This is a genomic window from Sphingobium sp. LMC3-1-1.1, from assembly GCF_040676285.1.
Classification (GTDB): Bacteria; Pseudomonadota; Alphaproteobacteria; order Sphingomonadales; family Sphingomonadaceae; genus Sphingobium.
In genome coordinates, this window is sequence record NZ_JBEGHQ010000005.1 from 94,567 (window position 1) to 114,042 (window position 19,476).

General features: G+C 61.5%; 20 protein-coding genes, 1 tRNA gene and 2 pseudogenes. 17 read left to right on the plus strand and 6 right to left on the minus strand.

Annotated elements, in window-relative coordinates; genetic code table 11:
• Positions 1-190: 190 nt before the first annotated feature.
• The 11 genes from MRBLMC3_RS08710 to MRBLMC3_RS08760 all read left to right on the plus strand — a co-directional run bounded on the left by MRBLMC3_RS08710 (position 191) and on the right by MRBLMC3_RS08760 (position 9,161).
• Positions 191-1,315, plus strand: a complete 1,125-nt coding sequence (locus MRBLMC3_RS08710; RefSeq protein WP_363827699.1) for an 8-amino-7-oxononanoate synthase — start codon at positions 191-193, stop codon at positions 1,313-1,315.
• Positions 1,312-1,923 (plus strand): dethiobiotin synthase, encoded by a 612-nt coding sequence (bioD, locus tag MRBLMC3_RS08715; protein WP_363827701.1) that lies wholly within the window; start codon positions 1,312-1,314, stop codon positions 1,921-1,923. The genes MRBLMC3_RS08710 and bioD overlap by 4 nt, the downstream gene beginning before the upstream one ends.
• Before the next feature lie 146 nt (positions 1,924-2,069).
• Positions 2,070-4,085 carry a M13 family metallopeptidase gene (locus tag MRBLMC3_RS08720; RefSeq protein ID WP_363827705.1) on the plus strand — a complete coding sequence of 672 codons (2,016 nt, stop codon included), beginning with the start codon at positions 2,070-2,072 and terminating at the stop codon, positions 4,083-4,085.
• Between the two features lie 253 nt (positions 4,086-4,338).
• The gene (locus tag MRBLMC3_RS08725; protein ID WP_414714635.1) at positions 4,339-4,737 is read left to right on the plus strand and encodes a DUF4168 domain-containing protein; all 399 of its coding nucleotides are present in this window, start codon (positions 4,339-4,341) and stop codon (positions 4,735-4,737) included.
• A gap of 135 nt (positions 4,738-4,872) precedes the next feature.
• Positions 4,873-6,162 carry an adenosylmethionine--8-amino-7-oxononanoate transaminase gene (locus tag MRBLMC3_RS08730; RefSeq protein ID WP_363752771.1) on the plus strand — a complete coding sequence of 430 codons (1,290 nt, stop codon included), beginning with the start codon at positions 4,873-4,875 and terminating at the stop codon, positions 6,160-6,162.
• 59 nt (positions 6,163-6,221) lie between these two features.
• A complete protein-coding gene (gene infA / locus MRBLMC3_RS08735) occupies positions 6,222-6,440 on the plus strand; it encodes a translation initiation factor IF-1 (RefSeq protein ID WP_003049127.1) in 219 nt (72 codons plus the stop codon).
• Between the two features lie 12 nt (positions 6,441-6,452).
• Positions 6,453-7,025: a Maf family protein gene (locus MRBLMC3_RS08740; RefSeq protein WP_363752769.1), complete on the plus strand. Its 573-nt coding sequence runs from the start codon at positions 6,453-6,455 to the stop codon at positions 7,023-7,025.
• Positions 7,026-7,031: 6 nt separating this feature from the next.
• Positions 7,032-8,021, plus strand: a complete 990-nt coding sequence (locus MRBLMC3_RS08745; RefSeq protein WP_363752767.1) for a ribonuclease — start codon at positions 7,032-7,034, stop codon at positions 8,019-8,021.
• Positions 8,011-8,205: a DNA gyrase inhibitor YacG gene (locus tag MRBLMC3_RS08750; RefSeq protein WP_133652449.1), complete on the plus strand. Its 195-nt coding sequence runs from the start codon at positions 8,011-8,013 to the stop codon at positions 8,203-8,205. The genes MRBLMC3_RS08745 and MRBLMC3_RS08750 overlap by 11 nt, the downstream gene beginning before the upstream one ends.
• 51 nt (positions 8,206-8,256) lie before the next feature.
• A tRNA-Phe gene (locus MRBLMC3_RS08755) sits at positions 8,257-8,332 on the plus strand.
• 409 nt (positions 8,333-8,741) lie between these two features.
• Positions 8,742-9,161 (plus strand): hypothetical protein, encoded by a 420-nt coding sequence (locus tag MRBLMC3_RS08760; protein WP_363827708.1) that lies wholly within the window; start codon positions 8,742-8,744, stop codon positions 9,159-9,161.
• Positions 9,162-9,582: 421 nt separating this feature from the next.
• Here MRBLMC3_RS08760 and MRBLMC3_RS08765 read toward each other — a convergent pair whose 3' ends face one another.
• From MRBLMC3_RS08765 to MRBLMC3_RS08775, 3 genes are read right to left on the minus strand one after another with little or no spacing between them, the layout of a single operon-like run.
• A complete protein-coding gene (locus MRBLMC3_RS08765) occupies positions 9,583-9,711 on the minus strand; it encodes a hypothetical protein (protein ID WP_363827711.1) in 129 nt (42 codons plus the stop codon).
• A 54-nt stretch (positions 9,712-9,765) separates the two neighbouring features.
• A complete protein-coding gene (locus tag MRBLMC3_RS08770) occupies positions 9,766-10,002 on the minus strand; it encodes a hypothetical protein (protein WP_363827714.1) in 237 nt (78 codons plus the stop codon).
• Between the two features lie 31 nt (positions 10,003-10,033).
• A complete protein-coding gene (locus MRBLMC3_RS08775; protein WP_363827717.1) occupies positions 10,034-10,387 on the minus strand; it encodes a hypothetical protein in 354 nt (117 codons plus the stop codon).
• A gap of 298 nt (positions 10,388-10,685) precedes the next feature.
• Between MRBLMC3_RS08775 and MRBLMC3_RS08780 the strand changes: the two are divergent.
• A pseudogene (locus MRBLMC3_RS08780) lies at positions 10,686-11,406 on the plus strand (IS3 family transposase); the annotation flags it as partial.
• On the opposite strand, the gene MRBLMC3_RS08785 reads toward MRBLMC3_RS08780, so the two are convergent.
• The 3 genes from MRBLMC3_RS08785 to groL form a co-directional block, all read right to left on the minus strand.
• The gene (locus tag MRBLMC3_RS08785; protein WP_363827719.1) at positions 11,382-11,696 is read right to left on the minus strand and encodes a hypothetical protein; all 315 of its coding nucleotides are present in this window, start codon (positions 11,694-11,696) and stop codon (positions 11,382-11,384) included. The pseudogene MRBLMC3_RS08780 and the gene MRBLMC3_RS08785 sit on opposite strands and share 25 nt — an antisense overlap.
• A gap of 91 nt (positions 11,697-11,787) precedes the next feature.
• Positions 11,788-12,033, minus strand: a complete 246-nt coding sequence (locus tag MRBLMC3_RS08790; protein ID WP_363827721.1) for a hypothetical protein — start codon at positions 12,031-12,033, stop codon at positions 11,788-11,790.
• A gap of 1,834 nt (positions 12,034-13,867) precedes the next feature.
• A complete protein-coding gene (gene groL, locus MRBLMC3_RS08795; RefSeq protein ID WP_363737478.1) occupies positions 13,868-15,493 on the minus strand; it encodes a chaperonin GroEL in 1,626 nt (541 codons plus the stop codon).
• 400 nt (positions 15,494-15,893) lie between these two features.
• Here groL and MRBLMC3_RS08800 point away from each other — a divergent pair, with 400 nt between their 5' ends.
• The 5 genes and pseudogenes from MRBLMC3_RS08800 to MRBLMC3_RS08820 all read left to right on the plus strand — a co-directional run bounded on the left by MRBLMC3_RS08800 (position 15,894) and on the right by MRBLMC3_RS08820 (position 19,434).
• On the plus strand, positions 15,894-16,112 hold the full coding sequence (locus MRBLMC3_RS08800; RefSeq protein ID WP_363737477.1) for a hypothetical protein: 219 nt from the start codon (positions 15,894-15,896) through the stop codon (positions 16,110-16,112).
• A gap of 315 nt (positions 16,113-16,427) precedes the next feature.
• On the plus strand, positions 16,428-16,583 hold the full coding sequence (locus tag MRBLMC3_RS08805; RefSeq protein ID WP_363737476.1) for a hypothetical protein: 156 nt from the start codon (positions 16,428-16,430) through the stop codon (positions 16,581-16,583).
• Positions 16,584-16,860: 277 nt separating this feature from the next.
• Positions 16,861-16,977, plus strand: a pseudogene (locus MRBLMC3_RS08810) (cold-shock protein); the annotation flags it as partial.
• Positions 16,978-17,854: 877 nt separating this feature from the next.
• Positions 17,855-18,106, plus strand: coding sequence for a helix-turn-helix domain-containing protein (locus MRBLMC3_RS08815; protein WP_363737475.1), 252 nt, complete (start codon positions 17,855-17,857; stop codon positions 18,104-18,106).
• Entirely contained in the window at positions 18,106-19,434 is a 1,329-nt protein-coding gene (locus MRBLMC3_RS08820; protein WP_363827724.1) for a type II toxin-antitoxin system HipA family toxin, read from the plus strand. The genes MRBLMC3_RS08815 and MRBLMC3_RS08820 overlap by 1 nt, the downstream gene beginning before the upstream one ends.
• Positions 19,435-19,476: the final 42 nt, after the last annotated feature.

Here is a 19,476-nt window from a genome sequence, read left to right on the forward strand (position 1 = left end):
GGGGCCTGTCCTGGCCATTGATTGCCATTGATCGGCATGTGCTCCTGCGCAGGCGGGAGCACGCTTTGCCCGGACCGAACCGGAACGTCGGCCGCCCCCCCCTCGCCCCGTCCCGTCCACAGCCGGAGCGAACCGGCGGATCGGCGGTCGGGCTTGCCCGCCCCCGCGTGGCAGGCCTATAGGCCGCGCCATGACCAGCGAACCCTTCCGCTCGCAGCTCGCCGCGCTGGAGAGGCGCGGCCGCCTGCGCAGCCTCACCCCTCGCGCCGGGCGGGACTTTGCCTCGAACGATTATCTGGGCCTTGCGGGCGATCCGATCATCGGTCAGGCGGTGGCTGATGCGGTGGCGCGCGGCGTGCCGGTGGGATCGGGCGGGTCGCGCCTGCTGCGCGGCAATGCGCCCGAACATGAAGGGCTGGAGGCGGAGGCCGCCGATTTCTTCCGTACCCCGGCGGCGCTGTTCATGGCCAACGGCTTCGCCGCCAATCTCGCGCTGTTCTCCACCCTGCCGCAGCGCGGCGACCTGATCGTCGTGGACGAGCTGATCCATGCCAGCGTCCATGACGGCCTCCGCATGTCGAAGGCCGTCGCCGTCTTCGCCCGCCACAATGATGTACAGAGCTTTGCCGACCTGATTGCCGCCTGGCGGCTGGAGGGCGGCAAGGGGCGCGTGTGGATCGCGGTCGAAACGCTCTACTCGATGGATGGCGACTTGGCGCCGCTCAGCGACCTCGCGGCGCTGGCGGCGAAGCATGACGCCATGCTGATCCTGGACGAAGCCCATGGCACGGGCGTCTTCGGCCCATCCGGACGCGGGCTGTCCTCCGGGCTGGACGGGCTGCACAATGTCGTCACACTGCACACCTGCGGGAAGGCGATGGGCGTGGAGGGCGCGCTGATCTGCGGACCGCGCATTCTGGTCGACTATCTCATCAACCGGGCGCGCGCCTTCATCTTCTCGACGGCGCCCTCGCCACTCATGGCGGTGGCGGCCTCCGCCGCGCTGGACCGGATCAAGCAGGCGGGCGACCTGCGCGAAAGGTTGAAGACACTGATGGTCGACGCAAGCGAAAATATCTGCGCGCCGCTCGGCCTGCCAGCCCCGCGCAGCCAGATCGTGCCGATCATATTGGGCGAGGACCGCCGCGCCATGGCCGCCGCCGCCGCCCTGCAGCAGGCCGGCTTCGACGTGCGCGGCATCCGTCCACCCACCGTGCCGCCGGGCACCAGCCGGCTGCGCATCTCGCTGACGCTGAACGTGGGACGCGCCGACATCGCCGCCCTGGGGGAAACGCTGAGGCGGGTGGCGGCGTGAACGGCTTCATCGTCACCGGCACCGATACCGACATCGGCAAGACCGTCTTCGCCGCAGGGCTGGCGGGTGCGCTTGGCGCTCATTATTGGAAGCCGGTGCAGGCGGGCGTCGATCCTGAGGGGGACAAGGAGCGGGTGGCCGCCCTGTCGGGCCTGCCCCCCTCCCATATCCTGCCGGAGGCCTATCGCCTGACCACTCCCGCCTCGCCCCATCTGGCGGCGCGGATCGACGGGATCGCAATCACGGCTGAGCGGCTCGCCCTGCCGAAGGTGGACGGCACGCTGGTGGTCGAGGGGGCAGGCGGCCTGATGGTCCCGGTCAGCGAATCGCTGCTGATGATCGACCTGTTCGCACTTTGGGGCCTGCCGGTGATCCTGTGCGCGCGGACGGGGCTGGGCACGATCAACCACAGCCTGCTCAGCATAGAGGCCCTGCGCACGCGGGCGATTCCCATTGCCGGCATCGCATTCATCGGCGACGCGCATGCAGAGAATGAGCGGATCATTCCTTTATTGGGAAAGGTGCGCAGCCTCGGCCGCTTGCCCTATATCGATCCGCTGGATGCGGGAACGCTGAAGACCGCCTTCAAGTCCATAAATCTGCCCTGAAGCACATCCTGCTTCCCGCGACCAAAGCCGCGAGCAAGCCGGATTTTTCGACCAACGACATGGACATGGCCGCCCCCGGGCGTTCAACTCCCCGCCATCAAGGGGCGCCCACAAGCGTCCCGGCCAGAAAGCAAGGGAAAGCTTTTATGCGATATATTCTCCTCGGCGCGGCGGCAGTTGCGCTGGTGGGCGGCGCGTCCGTCGCCCAGACCGACCCCGCCGCAAAACCGACCTATGGCAGCTATGGCTTCGATAGTGCCGGCATGGACAAGTCGGTGAAGCCCGGCGACGATTTCTACGACTATGCCAACGGCACATGGGCGAAGAACACGCCCATCCCGGCGGACAAGTCCAATTACGGCGCCTTCAACACGCTGGACGACCTGTCGCGCGAGCGGACCAGAGGCATTCTCGAAGCTGCGCAGGCGGACCCCGGCAGCAAGATCGGCAATGCCTATGCCAGCTATCTCGACGCCGCGACCGTCGAAAAGAAGGGCCTGTCCCCCGTCCGGCCATGGATCGACAGGATCAGGGCGGTCAAGGACAAGGCAGCCTATGCCAGGCTCGCCGCCGAAGCCGCGCGCGCGGGGATTGACGGCCCCCTCGGCTTCTACGTCAACCAGGACGACAAGGATCCCGAAACCTACATCCTGGTCCTGCACCAGTCGGGCCTTGGCCTGCCTGACCGCGACTTCTACCTGGAACCCGACGCCAAGATGGCGGCGATCCGCACCGCCTATGTCGCGCATCTGGAAAAGATGCTGACCCTGGCCGGAGAAGCCGATGCCAAGGCCCGCGCCGCCGCGCTGATGGCCTTCGAAACCGAAATCGCCAGGGTCCACTGGACCCAGGTCGACAGTCGCGACGCCGACAAGACCTATAACAAGATGACCCTGGCGGAGCTGCAAAAGGCCGCGCCGGGCTTCGACTTCACCGCCTATTTCGCCGCCAACAAGCTCGCGCCCAAGGAATTGCTGGTGTCCCAGCCCAGCGCCGTCGCCGGCGAAGCCGCGCTGATCGCCAAGGCGCCGGTCGGCGTCCTCAGGGACGCGCTGCTGCTGCGCACGCTGCATGGCTATGCCGACCAGTTGCCCGACGCCATCGCCAATGAGAATTTCGCCTTTTACGGCACCACCCTGTCGGGCACGCCGGAACGCGAGGCCCGGTGGAAGCAGGCGGTCGACTTCCTCAAATCCTCCATGGGCGAGGAAGTGGGCAAGGTCTATGTCGCCAAATATTTCCCGCCCGAAACCAAGGCGGCGATGGACCAGCTCGTCCGGAACGTGATCGCCGCCATGGGCCGCCGCATCGACGGCCTCAGCTGGATGAGCGACGCCGCCAAGGCCCGCGCCCACAAGAAACTCGCCGCCTTCACGCCCAAGATCGGCTATCCGGACAAATGGCGCGATTATGCGGGCCTGACGATCAGGCGCGACGACCTGTTCGGCAATGCGCTGCGCTCCAACCAGTTCGAATTCGACTATCAGATGGGCAAGCTCGGCAAGCCCATCTATCGCTGGGAATGGGGCATGACCCCGATGGAGATCAACGCCTATGCCAATTTCGGCATGGTGGAGATCGTCTTCCCGGCCGCGATCCTGCAACCGCCCTTCTTCGATCCCCATGCCGACCCGGCAGTCAATTATGGCGGCATCGGCGCGGTGATCGGCCATGAACTCAGCCATCATTTCGACGATCAGGGCGCGAAATATGACGAGACGGGCAAGCTCAACCAGTGGTGGAGCGATCAGGACGTCGCCAATTTCAAGGCGCTGACCGACAAGCTGGTCAAGCAATATGACGCCTATGAACCCTTTCCCGGCGCGCATGTGAAGGGCGCCTTCACGCTGGGCGAGAATATTGGCGACCTGGCCGGGGTCGCCGTGGCGCTCGATGCCTATCACGCCTCGCTGGGCGGCAAGCCCGCGCCGGTGATCGACGGCACGACCGGCGACGAACGCTTCTTCCTGGGCTGGGCGCAGGTCTGGCGCCGCAATTATCGCGAACCCAATCTGCGCCAGCGGCTCGTCACCGATCCGCATTCGCCGTCACAATATCGCGCCGACACGGTCCGCAATTTCGATCAATGGTATACGGCCTTCAAGCCGCAACCGGGCGGCAAGATCTATCTTGCGCCGCAAGATCGCGTGAAGATCTGGTAAGGACGGGAACAGGGGCCGGCGGATGATTCCGGCCCCGTTTTCGTTTTCCTGTCGTAACAAATATGCCGGGCGGTGAATCGTGACACATCGACGATTAACCGCGTTTTATTTGTTGACCGTCTCTTAAATGCAACAGTTTGTCGGATCGCCCTTTAATCCGGACAACCTCTTCCTCAGCTTGGCGTTCAAAGTCTGGCTAAGTTTGAGGAGAAGAAATTTGACGGATCTGAAATCGATCATTCTGAAGAGCGGCATGGCTTCGATCGCACTGGCCGTTGCGGGTCCGGCGCTGGCTCAGGATGCCGCTGCGCCTGCTGCTCCCGCCACGCCGGCAACCCCGGCTGCGCCAGCCGCAGGGTCAAGCAGTTTCAGCGATGCCGAAATCAAGCAGTTCGCCGCCGCGGCGGTCGAGGTGACGAAGATTCAGCAGGATACGTCCATCGCCGAAGCCGAAAAGCAGCCCAAGATGCTGGCCGCGCTCCAGGCATCGGGCATGCCGCCGGAAAAATTCAACCAGATCGGCCAGGCAGCCGCGGCTGACCCCGCGCTTCAGCAGAAGATCCAGGCTGCGGCTCCGGCACAGCCCGCCGCTCCGGCGGCGCCAGCGACGGACGCGGCTCCCGCCTCGCCTGCAGCGCCGCCGGCCCAGTAAGCGGGACATTGCACGGGATGGACGTCATCGGCCCCGCAGCATTTTCAGGCTGACCTGCGGGGCTGGCCAAACCAAAATGCCGCATCGGGAGACAGAGCCTTTTCGCCCAGCGCGAAAAGGCTCTAGACAGCGGCCATGACCTCCCCTGTCTGGCACCCCTTTTTCCAGCATGGCCTGAAAGAGCCGATCCCCCTCGTCCACCGGGCGGAGGGGGCCTTGCTGCATCTGGCCGATGGCCGCACGTTGATCGACTGCATATCCAGCTGGTGGGTAACGACGCACGGCCATTGCGATCCCCGCATCGCCGCGGCGATCGCTCAGCAGGCGGGGCGGCTCGACCAGCTTATCTTCGCCGGCTACACCCATGAACCGGCGGAAGAGGTGGCGCGCGGACTGGTCGAACTGGCGCCCAAGGCTGCCGGTCGCGATCCGCTCGCCCATGTCTTCTTCTCCGACAGTGGCTCGACCGCGGTCGAGGTGGCGCTGAAAATGGCGCTCGGCTACTGGCACAACCGCGCGCTGGACGGCCTTGCCGAGCCGCGCCACCGCATCCTCGTCCTCCAGCACAGCTATCATGGCGATACCATCGGCACCATGTCGGTGGGCGAACGCGGCGTCTATAACGCCGCCTGGTCGCCGCTGTTGTTCGATGTCGACACCATCCCCTTTCCCCATGAGGGCAAGGAACAGGCGACGCTCGACGCGCTGGAGGCCGCCTGCGCGCAGGGGCCAGCCGCCTTCATCGTCGAGCCCCTGGTCCTGGGCGCCGGGGGCATGCTGATCTACCCGGCCGCCGTCCTGCGCGACATGGCGGCGATCTGCGCCCGCCACGACGTCCTCTTCATCGCCGACGAGGTCATGACCGGCTGGGGCCGCACCGGCACCCTCTTCGCCTGCGAACAGGCCGGCGTGGTGCCCGACATCATGGCGGTGGCGAAGGGGATCACCGGCGGCGCAATCCCGCTCGCCGCTACCCTCGCCACACCGCGCATCTTCGACGCGCACAAGTCCACAGACCGCGCCCGCCTCTTCTATCATTCGAGCAGCTATACAGCCAATGCCATCGCCTGCGCCGCCGCCGCAGCCAATCTCGCCATCTGGCGGCAGGAGGATGTGCTGGGCCGCGTTGCAGCACTCGGCCAGGGCATGGCACAGCGACTCGAAACGCTCGCCGCGCATCCCGCCTTCGCCCGACCGCGCCGCTTGGGCGCCATCGCCGCCATCGACCTGATCACACCGGACGCCGGCTATCTTTCCGACGTCGCCCCGCGGCTGCGCGCCTTTGCCCATGAAAACGGCCTCTTGCTGCGGCCGCTGGGAAACACCATCTATCTGATGCCGCCCTATTGCCTTGATGCAGATCAGCTCGATCACGTCTTTGCGGTGCTACAAAAAGCCGGTGAAAAGTTCGGGCGTTCCGCCTGACTTTCTTTTTCCGCATTTTGACGCTATGGCGACGCGATTTTTCGGCTTTCCAGGATATTATGGCAAAAGAAGAACTGCTTGAAATGCGCGGACAGGTTGTGGAGCTTCTCCCCAACGCCATGTTCCGCGTGCGGCTTGAAAATGATCACGAGATCCTCGGTCACACCGCCGGCAAGATGCGCAAGAACCGCATCCGCGTGCTGGTGGGCGACGAAGTGCTGGTCGAACTGACCCCCTACGACCTGACTAAGGGTCGGATCACCTACCGCTTCAAATAAGCCGCCCCACGCATGCGGCTCATCCTTGCTTCGGCTTCTCCTAGACGGTGTGAACTTCTGGGTCAGATCGGCGCGTCTCCGGACGCGGTGGACCCGGCTGACCTTGATGAAACGCCCCTGAAGGGCGAACTCCCCGCCGCCTACGCGACCCGCGTCGCCGCTGAGAAGGGGGCTGTCGTGGCGCAGCGCCATCCCGGTGCGCTGGTCCTTTCGGGCGATACGGTGGTCGCCGCCGGGCGCCGCATCCTGCCCAAGACGGAAACGGAAGCCGAAGCGCGCGCGTGCCTCCAACTCCTGTCCGGCCGCCGCCACCGCGTGTTCAGCGCGATCACGCTGATCGATGCGGAGGGGAAGGCGCGCCACCGCCTCTCGACCAACATCGTCACCTTCAAGCATCTCGATCGCGCCGAAATCGAAGCCTATATCGCCGCGCAGGAATGGCGCGGCAAGGCGGGCGGCTATGCGATACAGGGCCGCGCCGCCGGCCTCATCCGCGCCATACAAGGCAGCCACAGCGCCATCATGGGCCTGCCCCTTTACGAAACCTGCGCGCTGCTGAAGGCAGCGGGCTATCCACTGGATTAACCGCTTATGGCCGAATGGCTCTATGAAGAAGGCATTGGCGAGGCCCGCGCCGCGCTGATCGAAAAGGGCCAGCTCGTCGAAGCACAGATCGAGCGGGACAGCGACGCCGCACGCGCCGGCGCGATGATCCAGGGCAAGCTGGTCCGCACCGTCATCCCCAAGAAGCGCGGCATCGCCCGCCTGATCTCCGGCGAGGAAGTGCTGGTCGAACCCATTCCGCCCAAGATTGCAGAGGGCGCCACCGTGCTGCTGGAAATCCTGCGCGAGGCGATCCCGGAGGAAGGGCGCGCAAAGCTCGCCAAGGCCCGCATAGCCCAGCCCGGCTCGAAAGCGCACCCCGCCCCCAGCCTGCTCCAGCGCCTGCGCGCCACCGGCCTGCCCATCATTCCGTGCCCTGCGCATGAAGAGGACCGGCTGGAGGCCCATGGCTGGAGCGAATTGATGGAAGAGGCGATCTCCGGCGATATCGGCACGGAGGAAGCCGCCCTGCGCATCTTCCCCACGCCTGCGATGATCCTGATAGACGTCGACGGCTCCATGCCGCCTGCCAAGCTGGGCCCGAAGGGCGCGAAACTGGCCGCGCTGGCGATCCGCCGCCTGGGGCTGACCGGCTCGATCGGCATCGACCTGCCTACGATGAACAACAAGGACGAGCGCGCCGTCGCCTCGGCCCAGATCGACAAATATCTGCCGCTGCCCTTTGAGCGCACGGCGGTCAATGGCTTCGGCTTCGTCCAGGTCATCCGCCGGCGGGAGCGCATGAACCTCATGGAACTGCTCCGCGCCGATCCGGTCGAAACGGCGGCGCTGGCGCTGCTGCGCCGCGCCGAACGCCACGGCAATGGCGGCCCCGCGACGATCACGGCGGCACCTGCGATCATCGACCGGCTGCACAAGGCGACCGACTGGATCGAGACCCTCGCCCGCCGCCGCGGCGGCGCAATCGGCTTGAAGGCGGACGCGACGCTCGCCATATCGGCGGGCCATGTCTCCTAAAGCTTCCTCCTGCCCCGTCTGCGGCCAGCCTTCGGCTCTCGAAACCCGCCCTTTCTGCGGAAAGGCCTGCCGCGACCGCGATCTTCTGCAATGGCTGGGCGAAGGCTATCGCGTACCCGGCCGCCCGGTCGATGACGAGATGAAAAAAAGTGACGAGGATGGGGTAGACAGCACCCCGGCCTGATGCCTATAGGCACGCCTCACCAAAGGCCCGGTGATCCTCACCGGCCGCCATGCCCGGGTAGCTCAGTTGGTAGAGCATGCGACTGAAAATCGCAGTGTCGGCGGTTCGACTCCGTCCCCGGGCACCATTTGTTGTCATCCCACTGAAATCGTTTAAAAATCGTCCAAAAGGCGGTCTTCTAACCCTCGCTCCCCCACAGTCCTGCTACACAGTCGAAGCGATAAGATGCAGGATGCCGCTTACAGAATGGAATGATCAACTGGAGGCGACGGTGCCGCCGCAGATGCTAACGCGATCAATGTCTGGCAAGCCATGATCGATGCGATCCTCAAGGAAGCCGGTAAAACAGGATGTAACGGATCGCGGCGGTGCCTACAGGCTTGGAATTATAGCCGAGCAGGATTCTCGTCTGCTCCGGACGAATAGATGCGCCCCGCCGGGAACGGCTGTGCTACAACGGGCTATCACCCTGATCCTTCCCAGGCATATCGTGACAGAGAGACCATCGTGCTCGCGCCTGCAAGCAGGAGATACCGATGCCCGCCGACAAAAACGCCCCCTCTTCTCCAGCGGAAGCGATCATGACCGTCCGCACGACGCGTAAAACGGTGACCTTCACCAAACCATTCCGGCTACCCGGATTCGAAGCCCCCTTGCCGGCGGGTCCCTACGAAGTGGAAACCACCGAAGAGATGTTGGAGGGCAATAACCATACGGGCTTTCATCGCACCGCTACGGGGCTGCGGATCCAAATGGGTTCTGCCATAGAGTATCACCCGATCGATCCCGCCGATCTCGCTGCTGCACTGGAAAGCGATCAAAAGGCTGCGCCACCACGGGGGAGGCCGCCCGCCTCGGCCGCAGATCAGGCGAAGCCGGCCAGCGGTTCGCCGTCCGCTGCGGCGCGATGGGTGTCGCTTTGGGTGCGCAACGCGCCACCTGACGGTAAGAGTTAGGCGCAATGACCAACAGTTCAACAATGTGCAGACGAGAGGCGGCATACCATCGTCAGGTTGCCGCCGCTTCTCATCTTGAACAGGTACGCCGGGCTGCCCTGCGAGCCGCCAATGTTTGGGAGGCGCAGGCTGCCGAGGCTGAGGCGCGTGAGGCAGGGACATCTGAAGCACTCAGCCCCGAAGATGCAGCGATTGCTCTGGAATTCCGCTTGGAAGAGGAGGAGGACGCTCGGAGCCGCGCTCGCGATGAGGAAGCATAGCTTCTCACCCCCGGCCATGACGAGGAAAGAAGTTCTGACGAACAGTGAGGTAGAGCAATATGACATGTAGGCGACCGCACAGCATGGGCGGCCTGCCTGATCGGACCTGATGAACGAGTTGGCGGACGCTTTTGAAACACCCGCCGCCCCTCCTAGTGCAATCAGCTTTTCAGGGTAACGATGCCGAGCGCGCCGGGCTTCTGCGACGGGTGGGACGCATTCTGCTTTTTGGATTTCTCCGCCTTGGGTTTGCGAACTTCACGGTTGGATCTTTTCTGGCTTTTGGCCATGGTGTGTTCCTTTGCATTGGACGTCAGATGTATGGGCTGTGCTGCTTCGCTCGTTCAGATGCGTTGGGGGGCACCCGGTGGCGTATTGTTGCTGTTTCTCAAGACCATGAGGTTGTCGAGCGCACCGTTCAATCGCTGCCTCTCGACCGTAGACAGCGCTTCTCCACGTGCCAGCGCATCGCGGGCAGCATAGAGGAGATCCTGAAGTTCCTGTAGCTTGTCGAGGTCACAGGTCAGTCCCGGCGTCAGCCGAAACTCGGCGTTCGCCAGTCCTTTTGGTGTAGCATCCATTTTTCTGCCAATCGCTGTAAATATGGGGGGCTCAATTATTCAGCAATATGATGGCTACTGTTCCTGCTATCACCATGAGGAGGCCGTTGATAATTGCCGCACGCGTATTGGTATCGTCACGAAATAGATCAGCGCACCACTGGATCTTAGTGAACCGGAGAGGCTTGGGTCTTAATGACATGGCAACGCCAATTGCCGTTCCACCCTCATTCTCCCAGCTGTCAATCGCCGACGTGAGCTGGCGTTTACGGTCACGCGAAATGGCAGCCGCGCTCCGCGAGCGTTCTCGCGCGGCTCCAAGGGCGAGCCACCGTCGCTCGGCATCAGCCTGCCTGCGGGCCTGGCGAAGTAATAATGATGGATTAGAGCTTTCAGATGCGGACATTGTGCACTCCTCGCCAAACGGGAGCGCCTGTGTCTCTCAGCCCCGGCCTGTCTGGATGAGTCGAACCGGGATGCCCTACAGTAGCACGTTGGGGTTGGGGACAAGAGCACTTTCTACTCAGCATTGAAGCGCTATCGGAACACCCCTTCCTCCTGCCATCACTGCGAAGATTGACGCCGCGCCTGCCATCGATCGAGAAGCTGGAGGGACAGAGTTACGGTGATGCCATGTAGAACGATTGAGTAGCCCCTAGATTTCTGGACGCCTTTGATCCTAATTTTGAGGACAGGAGGCGACGATGGGGAAGCCCAATTTCAGTGATGAGTTCAAGCGTGACGCGATGGCCCAGATCACCGAGCGGGGGTATCCGGTAGCCGAGGTCTCGCAGCGGCTCGGCGTCAGTCAGCACTTGCTGTATGCATGGAAGCGGCAGCTGGCCCGGCAAGTGTCTGGCGATGCGGGCAAGGATGTCGAGATCCGCCAGTTGAAGCGCGAGTTGGCCCGGGTGACCGAGGAGCGCGACATTCTAAAAAAGCCACCGCGTATTTTGCCAGGGATGCAAAGTGAGATACGCGTTTGTTGCCGAGCATCGTGACCAGTTCAAGGTTCGGTCGATGTGTCGGTGCCTGCGCATCCAGCCCAGCGGTTTTTATGCCTGGCAGAAGAGCCCGCTGAGCCAGCGGGCTCGGGAAGATGCTCGGCAGACCGCGTTGATCCGGCGGGCCTGGAAGGACAGCGGCAAGGTCTATGGCTACCGCAAGCTGCATGACGATCTGCTGGATCACGGCGAGACCTGCTGCCCCAATCGCGTTGCCCGGTTGACCAGGCTGGCGGGCATCAAGGCGCAGATCGGCTACAAGCGCAGGCCCGGCAGCTATGGCGGCAAGCCGTCCCTGGCGATCGACAACACCCTCGATCGCCAGTTCGACGTGGGTGCACCAGACCGGGCCTGGGTGACAGACATCACCTACATTCGCACCCTGGAAGGCTTCGCTTATCTGGCCGTCGTAATCGACCTGTAGCTGTGGTCGCGGCTGGCATGACGAAGGCAAAGCGCCGCTACGAAAACGGCGAGAAAGCCATACCCATGTGCCAGTTGGGTGAGGCCATATGCAAGGAGCGCGGCACCCAGGGAGACGAACCCGTCACCTGTCCGGGACAGCTTGGCGGCGTTGGGCAGGTGGAAAGTAAGGAAGCCCAGCCCTATCCCGATGACGTAGCCCAGCCGATAGTCGATGTTGCGGCGTATCCATGCCGCCATGGCCTCGATCTTCGCCCCGCCTTCCAGTTCCTCGAACTCACGTGCCACGAAGGATATGAAATGGTTGGATTGGCAGAAGCGGCTAGGCCAGAGAGTATGACACGCGCGGGAAGATCTGGGTGCGGGGAAATGGCCAGCTTTACCAGGGACATGGCTCCTCGTTCCACATCGAACGTTCCACGATATTCCGCCATAAAATCGCCTCGTGTGCAGGCCCAGGTTCTGCGACCAATCCCGCCATCGCCCGGCACGGTTCGCAGCCGCTGACTGTGAGCAGGTCCTTCACCAAACGCTGTTCCGTCATCTGCGCGCCTTCGACCGCCAGAAGCACATCGGCCGTGTGCGGCATGTGATAGGCGAGCCTTGCTTCTACCTGCAGGCGCATTCGATATCCTGATCTGCCTGGCACAGCCTTGGCCCCGGCATCCAGACAGCATCGGAAACTGGCTACCGTTCCGACAATCCGCAGTGCTGGACGTTGGCTGAAAATAGCCGGAAGCGTTACCGGGGGCGGACGCCTGCGATGGCTTGCCTTCCTTCGCGGATCAACACGTCGATGATCTTTGCGTAGGCGCGGGCTTGCTCCTCATGCAGGTTCCTTTGACGGGGGCAACTGGCTAAAAGCGCTTCTTTCAGCGCCATCACTCTGCTGCGTTCCAACAAACGGGATCTTTCCATCCCTTATCTCCGGGAGCCGGAGGGCGGCAACTGGCGTGCAATATGAGAGGGCGATCGTCTTACCCCACCAAGGATCAGCTTGTGCTTCATGAGGATGCGCAATGACTCGGCATCGCGAGGGTCCAGCAGAACGACTCTTGAGCCGCCTGATAAAAGGGCTTCCACTGTAGAAACCCGGAACGAATGTTTTCTGCACAGATCCTCGACGGCGGTCGGGGTCTGATCGATATGGACAGCTCGGCTCATGCCCGATGTCCCAACGGTCCGGAAGGGAATAGCGTTGAAGCGCGCGCAGCGGCTTGCGAACGCAGCAGCTCTTGCTGCTCACGTTTCAAACGAGCGTTAAGGTCTTTCACGATCTGCTCCTCGACTTGGCAAGCGGGAGCGCGATGGTCTCTCAGTCACGGCGGATGCCTGCATCAGTTTCCGCGCAATATGAATCTCATATCTGAATTTTGGTTGGGCGTCGCCTATAAATTTCGACCGCATCGTGGGGATTATCAGGATCGCAATCATTTTGATTTATGACATGATATTCCAACATTTTGGATAATATTATTTTGGGTGACGTCTCCAGAACTGAAGATCACAAGTCCGAGATTGTAGCCTTATGGTTCACCCAACCGGCGTCCAGCGGAAACAGTTTGTTTGCTGAATGTCGGCCCCTCGGTGAACATGAGAAAAGCCCCGCGTCGTGTCGGCAACGCGGGGCCCTCCGCGAGCAAGGGTGCTCAGGCTCTCATTATAGGGCTGCTACCAGGTAGGGCCACGGCGCATTGTGAGTAGAATGGAAAAGGCGAGCTATCATGATGGTTTTCGTTTCTGAGATCATTCAAGCATTCGTCTTTTCAAAGTGACCAGAGTAACTTTTCCAGACTTTTGGGAAGTATTGGATACATTCTGCTTTTTTGTGATGAGCTGCCTGTTGCCTGCACATGGCTGAACTGTTGAACATGGCTGGTCTAACTGCGGCGGTGGGAGGGTGTGTTACGGACCCACAAAGGCACCCAACGCCAATCTGCTGGCGGGGAATTATCCGAGCGCCGGGACTGCCGAGATAGCTGATCAGCTGAAACGGGCTTGTCTCGAGCCGCATCCTGATCTCGCTGCAATGCGGCCTCTAATTCCCGAGGATCGATCTGGTGATGCTCGATGGTCGCGCCTGTCCGGATACGCATGGTCGTCGCAATCCGACGGAAGCCTGTATGGGCTTGACCTTCCAGAACTTCTTCGTCCGTTTCCACCACATAGGTGCCCGCAGATAGAAGCTCCTCGAAACCCGTCAGGCGGAAAGGGGCCGAAAATGTCACGGGTTTCCGTGTCGAGCGGATGGTCATGACGGCTTCGCACCGGCGGAGCGGCTTCGGGTCAGATCGTCAGGCATAGGCTGCTCCCGGTTGCAGGCGGGAGCACGATGGTCTCTCTGTCACAACATGCCCGCGGCATGATCGGGGTGATGAGGAATTGTAACACGAAACGCCCGAGCACATGCATCAATTCGTCAGGCATGGTGAACGGTGAGCGATGAGCTTGAGAGGTCCTCAAAATCCCCCGCCGGAAGCTTTGATCTGCGGGCCGTCGCTATCGGGGACCCACTCGGCTACCGCCACTTCAGTCGTGATCAGCAACCCGGCGATGGAGGCCGCATCCTGCAAGGCGGTGCGGACTACCTTGGTCGGATCGATGACACCGGACTGGAAGAGGTTTTCATATTGCTCGCTCTGCGCGTTGAACCCCAGATTTTCGTCTCTCTCGTCCAACAAACGACCGGCAACCACGCCACCATCATAGCCCGCATTCTCCGCAATCTGGCGGAGCGGTGCCTGAAGCGCCCGGCGGACGATGTCGATGCCGCGCCGCTGGTCGTCCTTGACGGGATCAAGGCTATCCAGCGCCTTCGACGCATAAAGAAGCGCCGTGCCGCCGCCCGGCAGAATGCCTTCCTCCACCGCCGCCCGGGTCGCATGGAGAGCGTCCTCCACCCGATCCTTGCGTTCCTTGACCTCCAGTTCCGAAGATCCGCCGACCTTGATGACGGCTACGCCGCCGGATAGCTTGGCAAGACGTTCCTCGAGCTTCTCGCGATCATAGTCGCTGCTGCTGGCTTCGATCTGCCCCTGGAGCGACACGACGCGCGCCTTAATGGCTTCCGCGCTGCCCGCACCGTCGACAATCGTGCTGTTGTCTTTCGTGATCGTCACGCGCTTGGCGGTGCCCAGCCTGTCCAGCGTGACATCCTCCAATTTGATGCCAAGATCCTCCGTCACGACGTCGCTTGCTGTCAATATGGCGATATCCTCCAGCATCGCCTTGCGCCGGTCGCCAAAGCCCGGCGCCTTGACCGCGGCGACCTTCAGCCCGCCGCGCAGCTTGTTGACGACCAGCGTCGAGAGCGCATCCCCTTCAACATCCTCAGCGATGATGAGCAGCGAACGGTGCGCGTTGGCGACCGCTTCCAATAAGGGTAGCATGGCCTGCACATTGCCCATCTTCTTCTCGTGGATGAGGATGACCGGATCCTCCAGTTCCACCGTCATCTTCTCGCTGTCAGTGACGAAATAGGGCGACAGATAGCCGCGATCGAACTGCATGCCCTCCACCACCTCCAGCTCGAATTCGACGCCCGCTCCCTCCTCGATCGTGATGACGCCTTCCTTGCCGACCTTCTCCATCGCCTCGGCGATCCGATTGCCCACCACCTCGTCGCCATTGGACGAAACGATGCCGACCTGGGCGATTTCCTGATTGTTCGATACCGGCTTGGACCGCGCTTTGAGTTCGGCGACGACGGCGGCAACGGCCATGTCGATGCCGCGTTTGAGGTCCATCGGATCGATGCCCGCCGATACCGACTTCATCCCTTCCCGAACGATCGCCTGCGCAAGGACGGTCGCCGTAGTGGTGCCGTCTCCGGCATGATCATGCGCTCTGGACGCCACGGCGCGGATCATCTGCGCGCCCATATTCTCGAACTTGTCCTTGAATTCCAATTCCTTTGCGACGGTGACGCCGTCTTTTGTGATCCGGGGCGCCCCAAAGCTCTTGTCAATGAGGACATTGCGCCCCTTGGGACCCAAGGTCACGCGCACGGCGTTGGCGAGAATATCGACGCCACGCGCAATGCCTTCGCGGGCCTCGTGCGCGAATTTCAGGTCCTTGGCAGTCATGGTTTGGGTCCGACTTTCCTGGCGCTGGTCCGCGACGGAATGTCGCTTTCACAAGCGGAAGCCAGCGCTACCAAATTGCGAACTGGCAGGCCTAAATATAGACCGCCGATGAATCTGATATGCGCCCTGCGACAGCTAAAGACAAGCTGGACGCAATATGTCGGTACCGTTCAGCGATCCCTTAGAACGGGTGAATCTGTTACAAGCCATGAGCAGAAACGTCGTGTCGCAGGTGGAACATCAGGGCACTTCACGTAAGGATATTTCTCTCGAATTTTTGGAGACACGGCAGTGTTGTATGATTGTCGATTAAGCCTATATGGAGGTCATCAAGTGCATACCAACGTAGGCGCTCTTGACTGAGAGACCATCGCGCTCCCGCTTACCAAGGGAGTTACACATGGATCTCAATCAGCTTTATTCCGAGCATCAGATTTTGCTCATACACGCCGCCGACGCGATCAGTGAGCCGGCACGCCGCAAGCATCTGGCCGCAGCGGGCATTATCGGCGGTCAGATCTTCGACGTGCTTTCCTCGAAAAACGCAGGCGCTTCGGTGGGTTGGCTGCCTTGGATGGATCAGTCTCCCCTAGCCGCAGACTTGGTGGGGTCGGCATGACAGCGGACGCGACAACACCGGCTCGCCCGCGAAGGCGAGCGTTTGTTAGCCGCGAGCCACGGATCTCTCCAGACCAGGCGAGACGGCAGGGGTTGATCACCCATCTTGCATTCGTGCTTCTGGGGCAGGAGGAAGCAATCCGCTTTCTAAACACCCACAATGCCTCGTTGGGTGCCCGGCCCCTCGATTTGGCGATCGCCGATCCAGCGGGATATTCAAGGGTGGAAAATGCGGTCCAGCTCCTTGCCCGACCCGCAGCCGGCGGTCGGCAGTAATCGTGCTCGTCAACCCGTGCTCACCAGGATTGGACAGAAGATGACAGTTGTCCCGGCGGACGAAGCGGAAGTCATGGCTCGCCATGGCATCATCAAGGTGCCGGCATATCGCTACCATTATCGTGACTGGCGATATTCGACCTTGAACGATGCGCTTGCTCAAGCCAAGCGCGATGAGGCGGCGCGCTCGAAGTGAGCAGCGCGCTGCGGCATTTGGTCGTGGCACAGATGCGATCGTACGAAATCTAAGGTAAACTGAAGACGTAGTTACCGGCAGATGGAAAAGTATTCGATCGATCGCCCCCGATCGGTTTTTCCATTTCTGTCAATTTGTGCTATTGACGCCTCGCTGAACGTCGCGCTTCGACGGATATCGGGCCGCTTCGGCTCTCTCTTGTCCCACATTTGCCTCTTGAAGCCGGGATGCCCGCATTGTCGCGTGCGCCCCTAAAACTTGGACAAGGAGCTCCAATATGATCATCGGAACAGTCAAATTCTTCAATGCCGACAAAGGCTATGGCTTCATCGCGCCGGAAAGCGGCGGCGGGGACGCCTTCGTGCACATAACCGCGGTTGAACGTGCGGGCATGCCGGTTTCGATGTGGAAGAGGTGAGCATCCCAGCCCTGGCCGGTGAAGAACATGTAATTCACACGATCTGGCTTGCATCCAAGGGCGCTTGATGTCGGCGGCTAATGATAAGCCGGCGAGACCCCGGCTAATCCACTAGGCGCTCTCTCGCTGCCGGGTGAGCAGTGAGATCGAAGCCGCGACTGCAGCGTCTACAACGCATGGACTCGGTTGCTTAACGGTCACATCGATTCTTCTCGGCATCTGAACGATGGACGCTGAGCGGCGTTATAGCCTTTATGGCTCCCCCTCCGATTGAACAAGCCGCCAATGCCCTCGTCGCTGAGGTTCAAAGGCAATCCGCAGCCCGTCTGGCGTTCTATGATCCTGAAGGCGACTTTCATTTGAGCGCTACAGAGTTGGTCCGATCCGTCGTCATCTCCTTGCGAGATCCTTCTCAACAGATGATAGAGGCAGCTATCTACGAGGAGAGTACCGACCCGCGTGCGACGGCAAAACATGTTTGGCAGACCATGATTGACGTCATGCTGGAGGAAGGGTGACAGTCTGACCTCGCAAAATCGTCGAGTGCGGCGCGGCAGCTTCCTCGGCGATAGGATTGGCAGCTTTGCCGAGCCTCTCGCTGCCGACCCGCCCCGGCCAGGGCCGATCATTCCATTTTCTTGCGCTGTCAGGTGCGCAATTTGCTGAGCGATGGTTCCGGTTTATTGAAAGGACGAGTGACTGAGCTATTTAGCTTCTATGGTGCTGAAAACAAAAGCTTCGCCAAGTGTGCATGTAGTTATGCAGATTAAGGCATAAAGAGAATTTATGCTCAAAACAGCATATTGCGAAATTATGTGATTTGAGACATAACGCTGGCCAAGGAGATTGGCTTATGGCTCATATTGCGCGATCGCCCAAGCAACTTGGCGCCGCCATCCAGCGTGTGCGCAAGCAGAAGGGCATGAGCCAGACGGAACTGGCCCGCTTGGCAGGCCTGCGGCAGGAACTGGTCTCCAAGATCGAGACCGGACAAGAAGGCACCCGGTTATCCTCGATTTATGCGTTGTTTGCCGCTCTCGGCCTGGAGATGGTCATCGATCAGAGGTCCGGCAAATCGGTGCCTGATATTGAGGACATCTTCTGATGGGCCGGCGCAGAGCGCACCCCCCTCTTAACATATTCATCAACAACCGTCTGGCCGGGCGCCTTCTCAAGCAGGCCAGCGGCGCCATCGAGTTTCGCTACGACCAAAGCTGGCTTCCCTGGGAGCACGCATTTCCAATCTCCCTTTCGTTGCCCCTGCGCGAATCGCAATTCACCGGCGAACCGGTGGTCGCCGTCTTCGACAATCTGCTGCCGGATAATGCCGCCGTGCGTCGCCGGGTTGCCGAACGAACCGGGGCCCAGGGCAGCGATGCCTACAGTTTGCTGGAGCGTATCGGGCGGGATTGCGTGGGCGCCATGCAATTCCTGCCGGATGATGCAGCTTTCGACGGCATCCAGCCGGTGGATGGGGAGCCCATCAGCGACGCCGAGATCGAGCAGATGCTCGCGAATCTGGCCCAGGCGCCACTCGGCATCGACATGGATCATGAGTTCCGGATTTCGGTTGCCGGAGCACAGGAAAAGACCGCCCTCCTTTTCCATGACGGCCAGTGGCTGAGACCGCTTGGAACCACCCCCACGACCCACATCCTCAAGCCGCAGCTCGGCGAGATTCCGACGGCATTCGGGATGATCGACATGGCCGACAGCGTCGAGAATGAACATTATTGCCTCAGGCTGCTGGAAGGCTTTGGCCTGCCCGTCGCAAAAACCGAGATCGCGACATTCGGCGCGCGCAAGGTGCTGGCGGTCGAGCGATTTGATCGTCGCTGGAGGAGCCCGACCGAACTGCTTCGATTGCCCCAGGAGGATTTCTGTCAGGCCTTGGGCGTCCCTTCTGCCCAAAAATATCAGAGCCACGGCGGCCCTGGCGCCGTCGCAATCCTCAAGCTGCTCGGGAGCAGCGACAACCCCCTGGAGGATCAGGCCGCCTTCCTGAAAAGCCAGATCATATTCTGGCTTATCGGTGCGGCGGACGGTCACGCCAAGAATTTCAGCATCTTTCTTCGCCCCGGCGGGCGTTTCGGGATGACGCCATTCTACGATGTCCTCACCGCTCAACCTGCGTTCGACGCGCGGCAGATCCCGAACAACAAGTACAAGCTCGCAATGTCGGCGGGCAACAGCCGCAAATATCAAATTCTGAACCTTGGCGGACGGCATTTCGTGGAGACCGCGAAGGAGGCCGGATTGGGGCCTACCCTCATCGACAAGGTGCTTCGGGACGTCATTCAAATGGCCGAAAATGCCCCCGAGCAGGCGTTGTCCATGATGCCCGATGGGCTTGTTATCGCCACACACACTAGCATCATGAACGCCATGGAAGTCAGGCTCAGGTCATTGGAGCTTGGCCTAGCAGAGATTTGAACCGCGTTTCGCGGGCTTCCTGTATGTCGCCACGAGCGGCAG

Bases quoted from the DNA above. Each gene is read 5' to 3' on its own strand.
- MRBLMC3_RS08710 (WP_363827699.1), top strand. From the start codon at position 191: ATGACCAGCGAACCCTTCCGCTCGCAGCTCGCCGCGCTGGAGAGGCGC.
- MRBLMC3_RS08720 (WP_363827705.1), top strand. From the start codon at position 2,070: ATGCGATATATTCTCCTCGGCGCGGCGGCAGTTGCGCTGGTGGGCGGC.
- MRBLMC3_RS08725 (WP_414714635.1), top strand. From the start codon at position 4,339: ATGGCTTCGATCGCACTGGCCGTTGCGGGTCCGGCGCTGGCTCAGGAT.
- MRBLMC3_RS08730 (WP_363752771.1), top strand. From the start codon at position 4,873: ATGACCTCCCCTGTCTGGCACCCCTTTTTCCAGCATGGCCTGAAAGAG.
- infA (WP_003049127.1), top strand. From the start codon at position 6,222: ATGGCAAAAGAAGAACTGCTTGAAATGCGCGGACAGGTTGTGGAGCTT.
- MRBLMC3_RS08740 (WP_363752769.1), top strand. From the start codon at position 6,453: ATGCGGCTCATCCTTGCTTCGGCTTCTCCTAGACGGTGTGAACTTCTG.
- MRBLMC3_RS08745 (WP_363752767.1), top strand. From the start codon at position 7,032: ATGGCCGAATGGCTCTATGAAGAAGGCATTGGCGAGGCCCGCGCCGCG.
- MRBLMC3_RS08750 (WP_133652449.1), top strand. From the start codon at position 8,011: ATGTCTCCTAAAGCTTCCTCCTGCCCCGTCTGCGGCCAGCCTTCGGCT.
- MRBLMC3_RS08760 (WP_363827708.1), top strand. From the start codon at position 8,742: ATGCCCGCCGACAAAAACGCCCCCTCTTCTCCAGCGGAAGCGATCATG.
- MRBLMC3_RS08765 (WP_363827711.1), bottom strand. From the start codon at position 9,711: ATGGCCAAAAGCCAGAAAAGATCCAACCGTGAAGTTCGCAAACCCAAG.
- MRBLMC3_RS08770 (WP_363827714.1), bottom strand. From the start codon at position 10,002: ATGGATGCTACACCAAAAGGACTGGCGAACGCCGAGTTTCGGCTGACG.
- MRBLMC3_RS08775 (WP_363827717.1), bottom strand. From the start codon at position 10,387: ATGTCCGCATCTGAAAGCTCTAATCCATCATTATTACTTCGCCAGGCC.
- MRBLMC3_RS08790 (WP_363827721.1), bottom strand. From the start codon at position 12,033: ATGCGCCTGCAGGTAGAAGCAAGGCTCGCCTATCACATGCCGCACACG.
- groL (WP_363737478.1), bottom strand. From the start codon at position 15,493: ATGACTGCCAAGGACCTGAAATTCGCGCACGAGGCCCGCGAAGGCATT.
- MRBLMC3_RS08800 (WP_363737477.1), top strand. From the start codon at position 15,894: ATGGATCTCAATCAGCTTTATTCCGAGCATCAGATTTTGCTCATACAC.
- MRBLMC3_RS08805 (WP_363737476.1), top strand. From the start codon at position 16,428: ATGACAGTTGTCCCGGCGGACGAAGCGGAAGTCATGGCTCGCCATGGC.
- MRBLMC3_RS08815 (WP_363737475.1), top strand. From the start codon at position 17,855: ATGGCTCATATTGCGCGATCGCCCAAGCAACTTGGCGCCGCCATCCAG.
- MRBLMC3_RS08820 (WP_363827724.1), top strand. From the start codon at position 18,106: ATGGGCCGGCGCAGAGCGCACCCCCCTCTTAACATATTCATCAACAAC.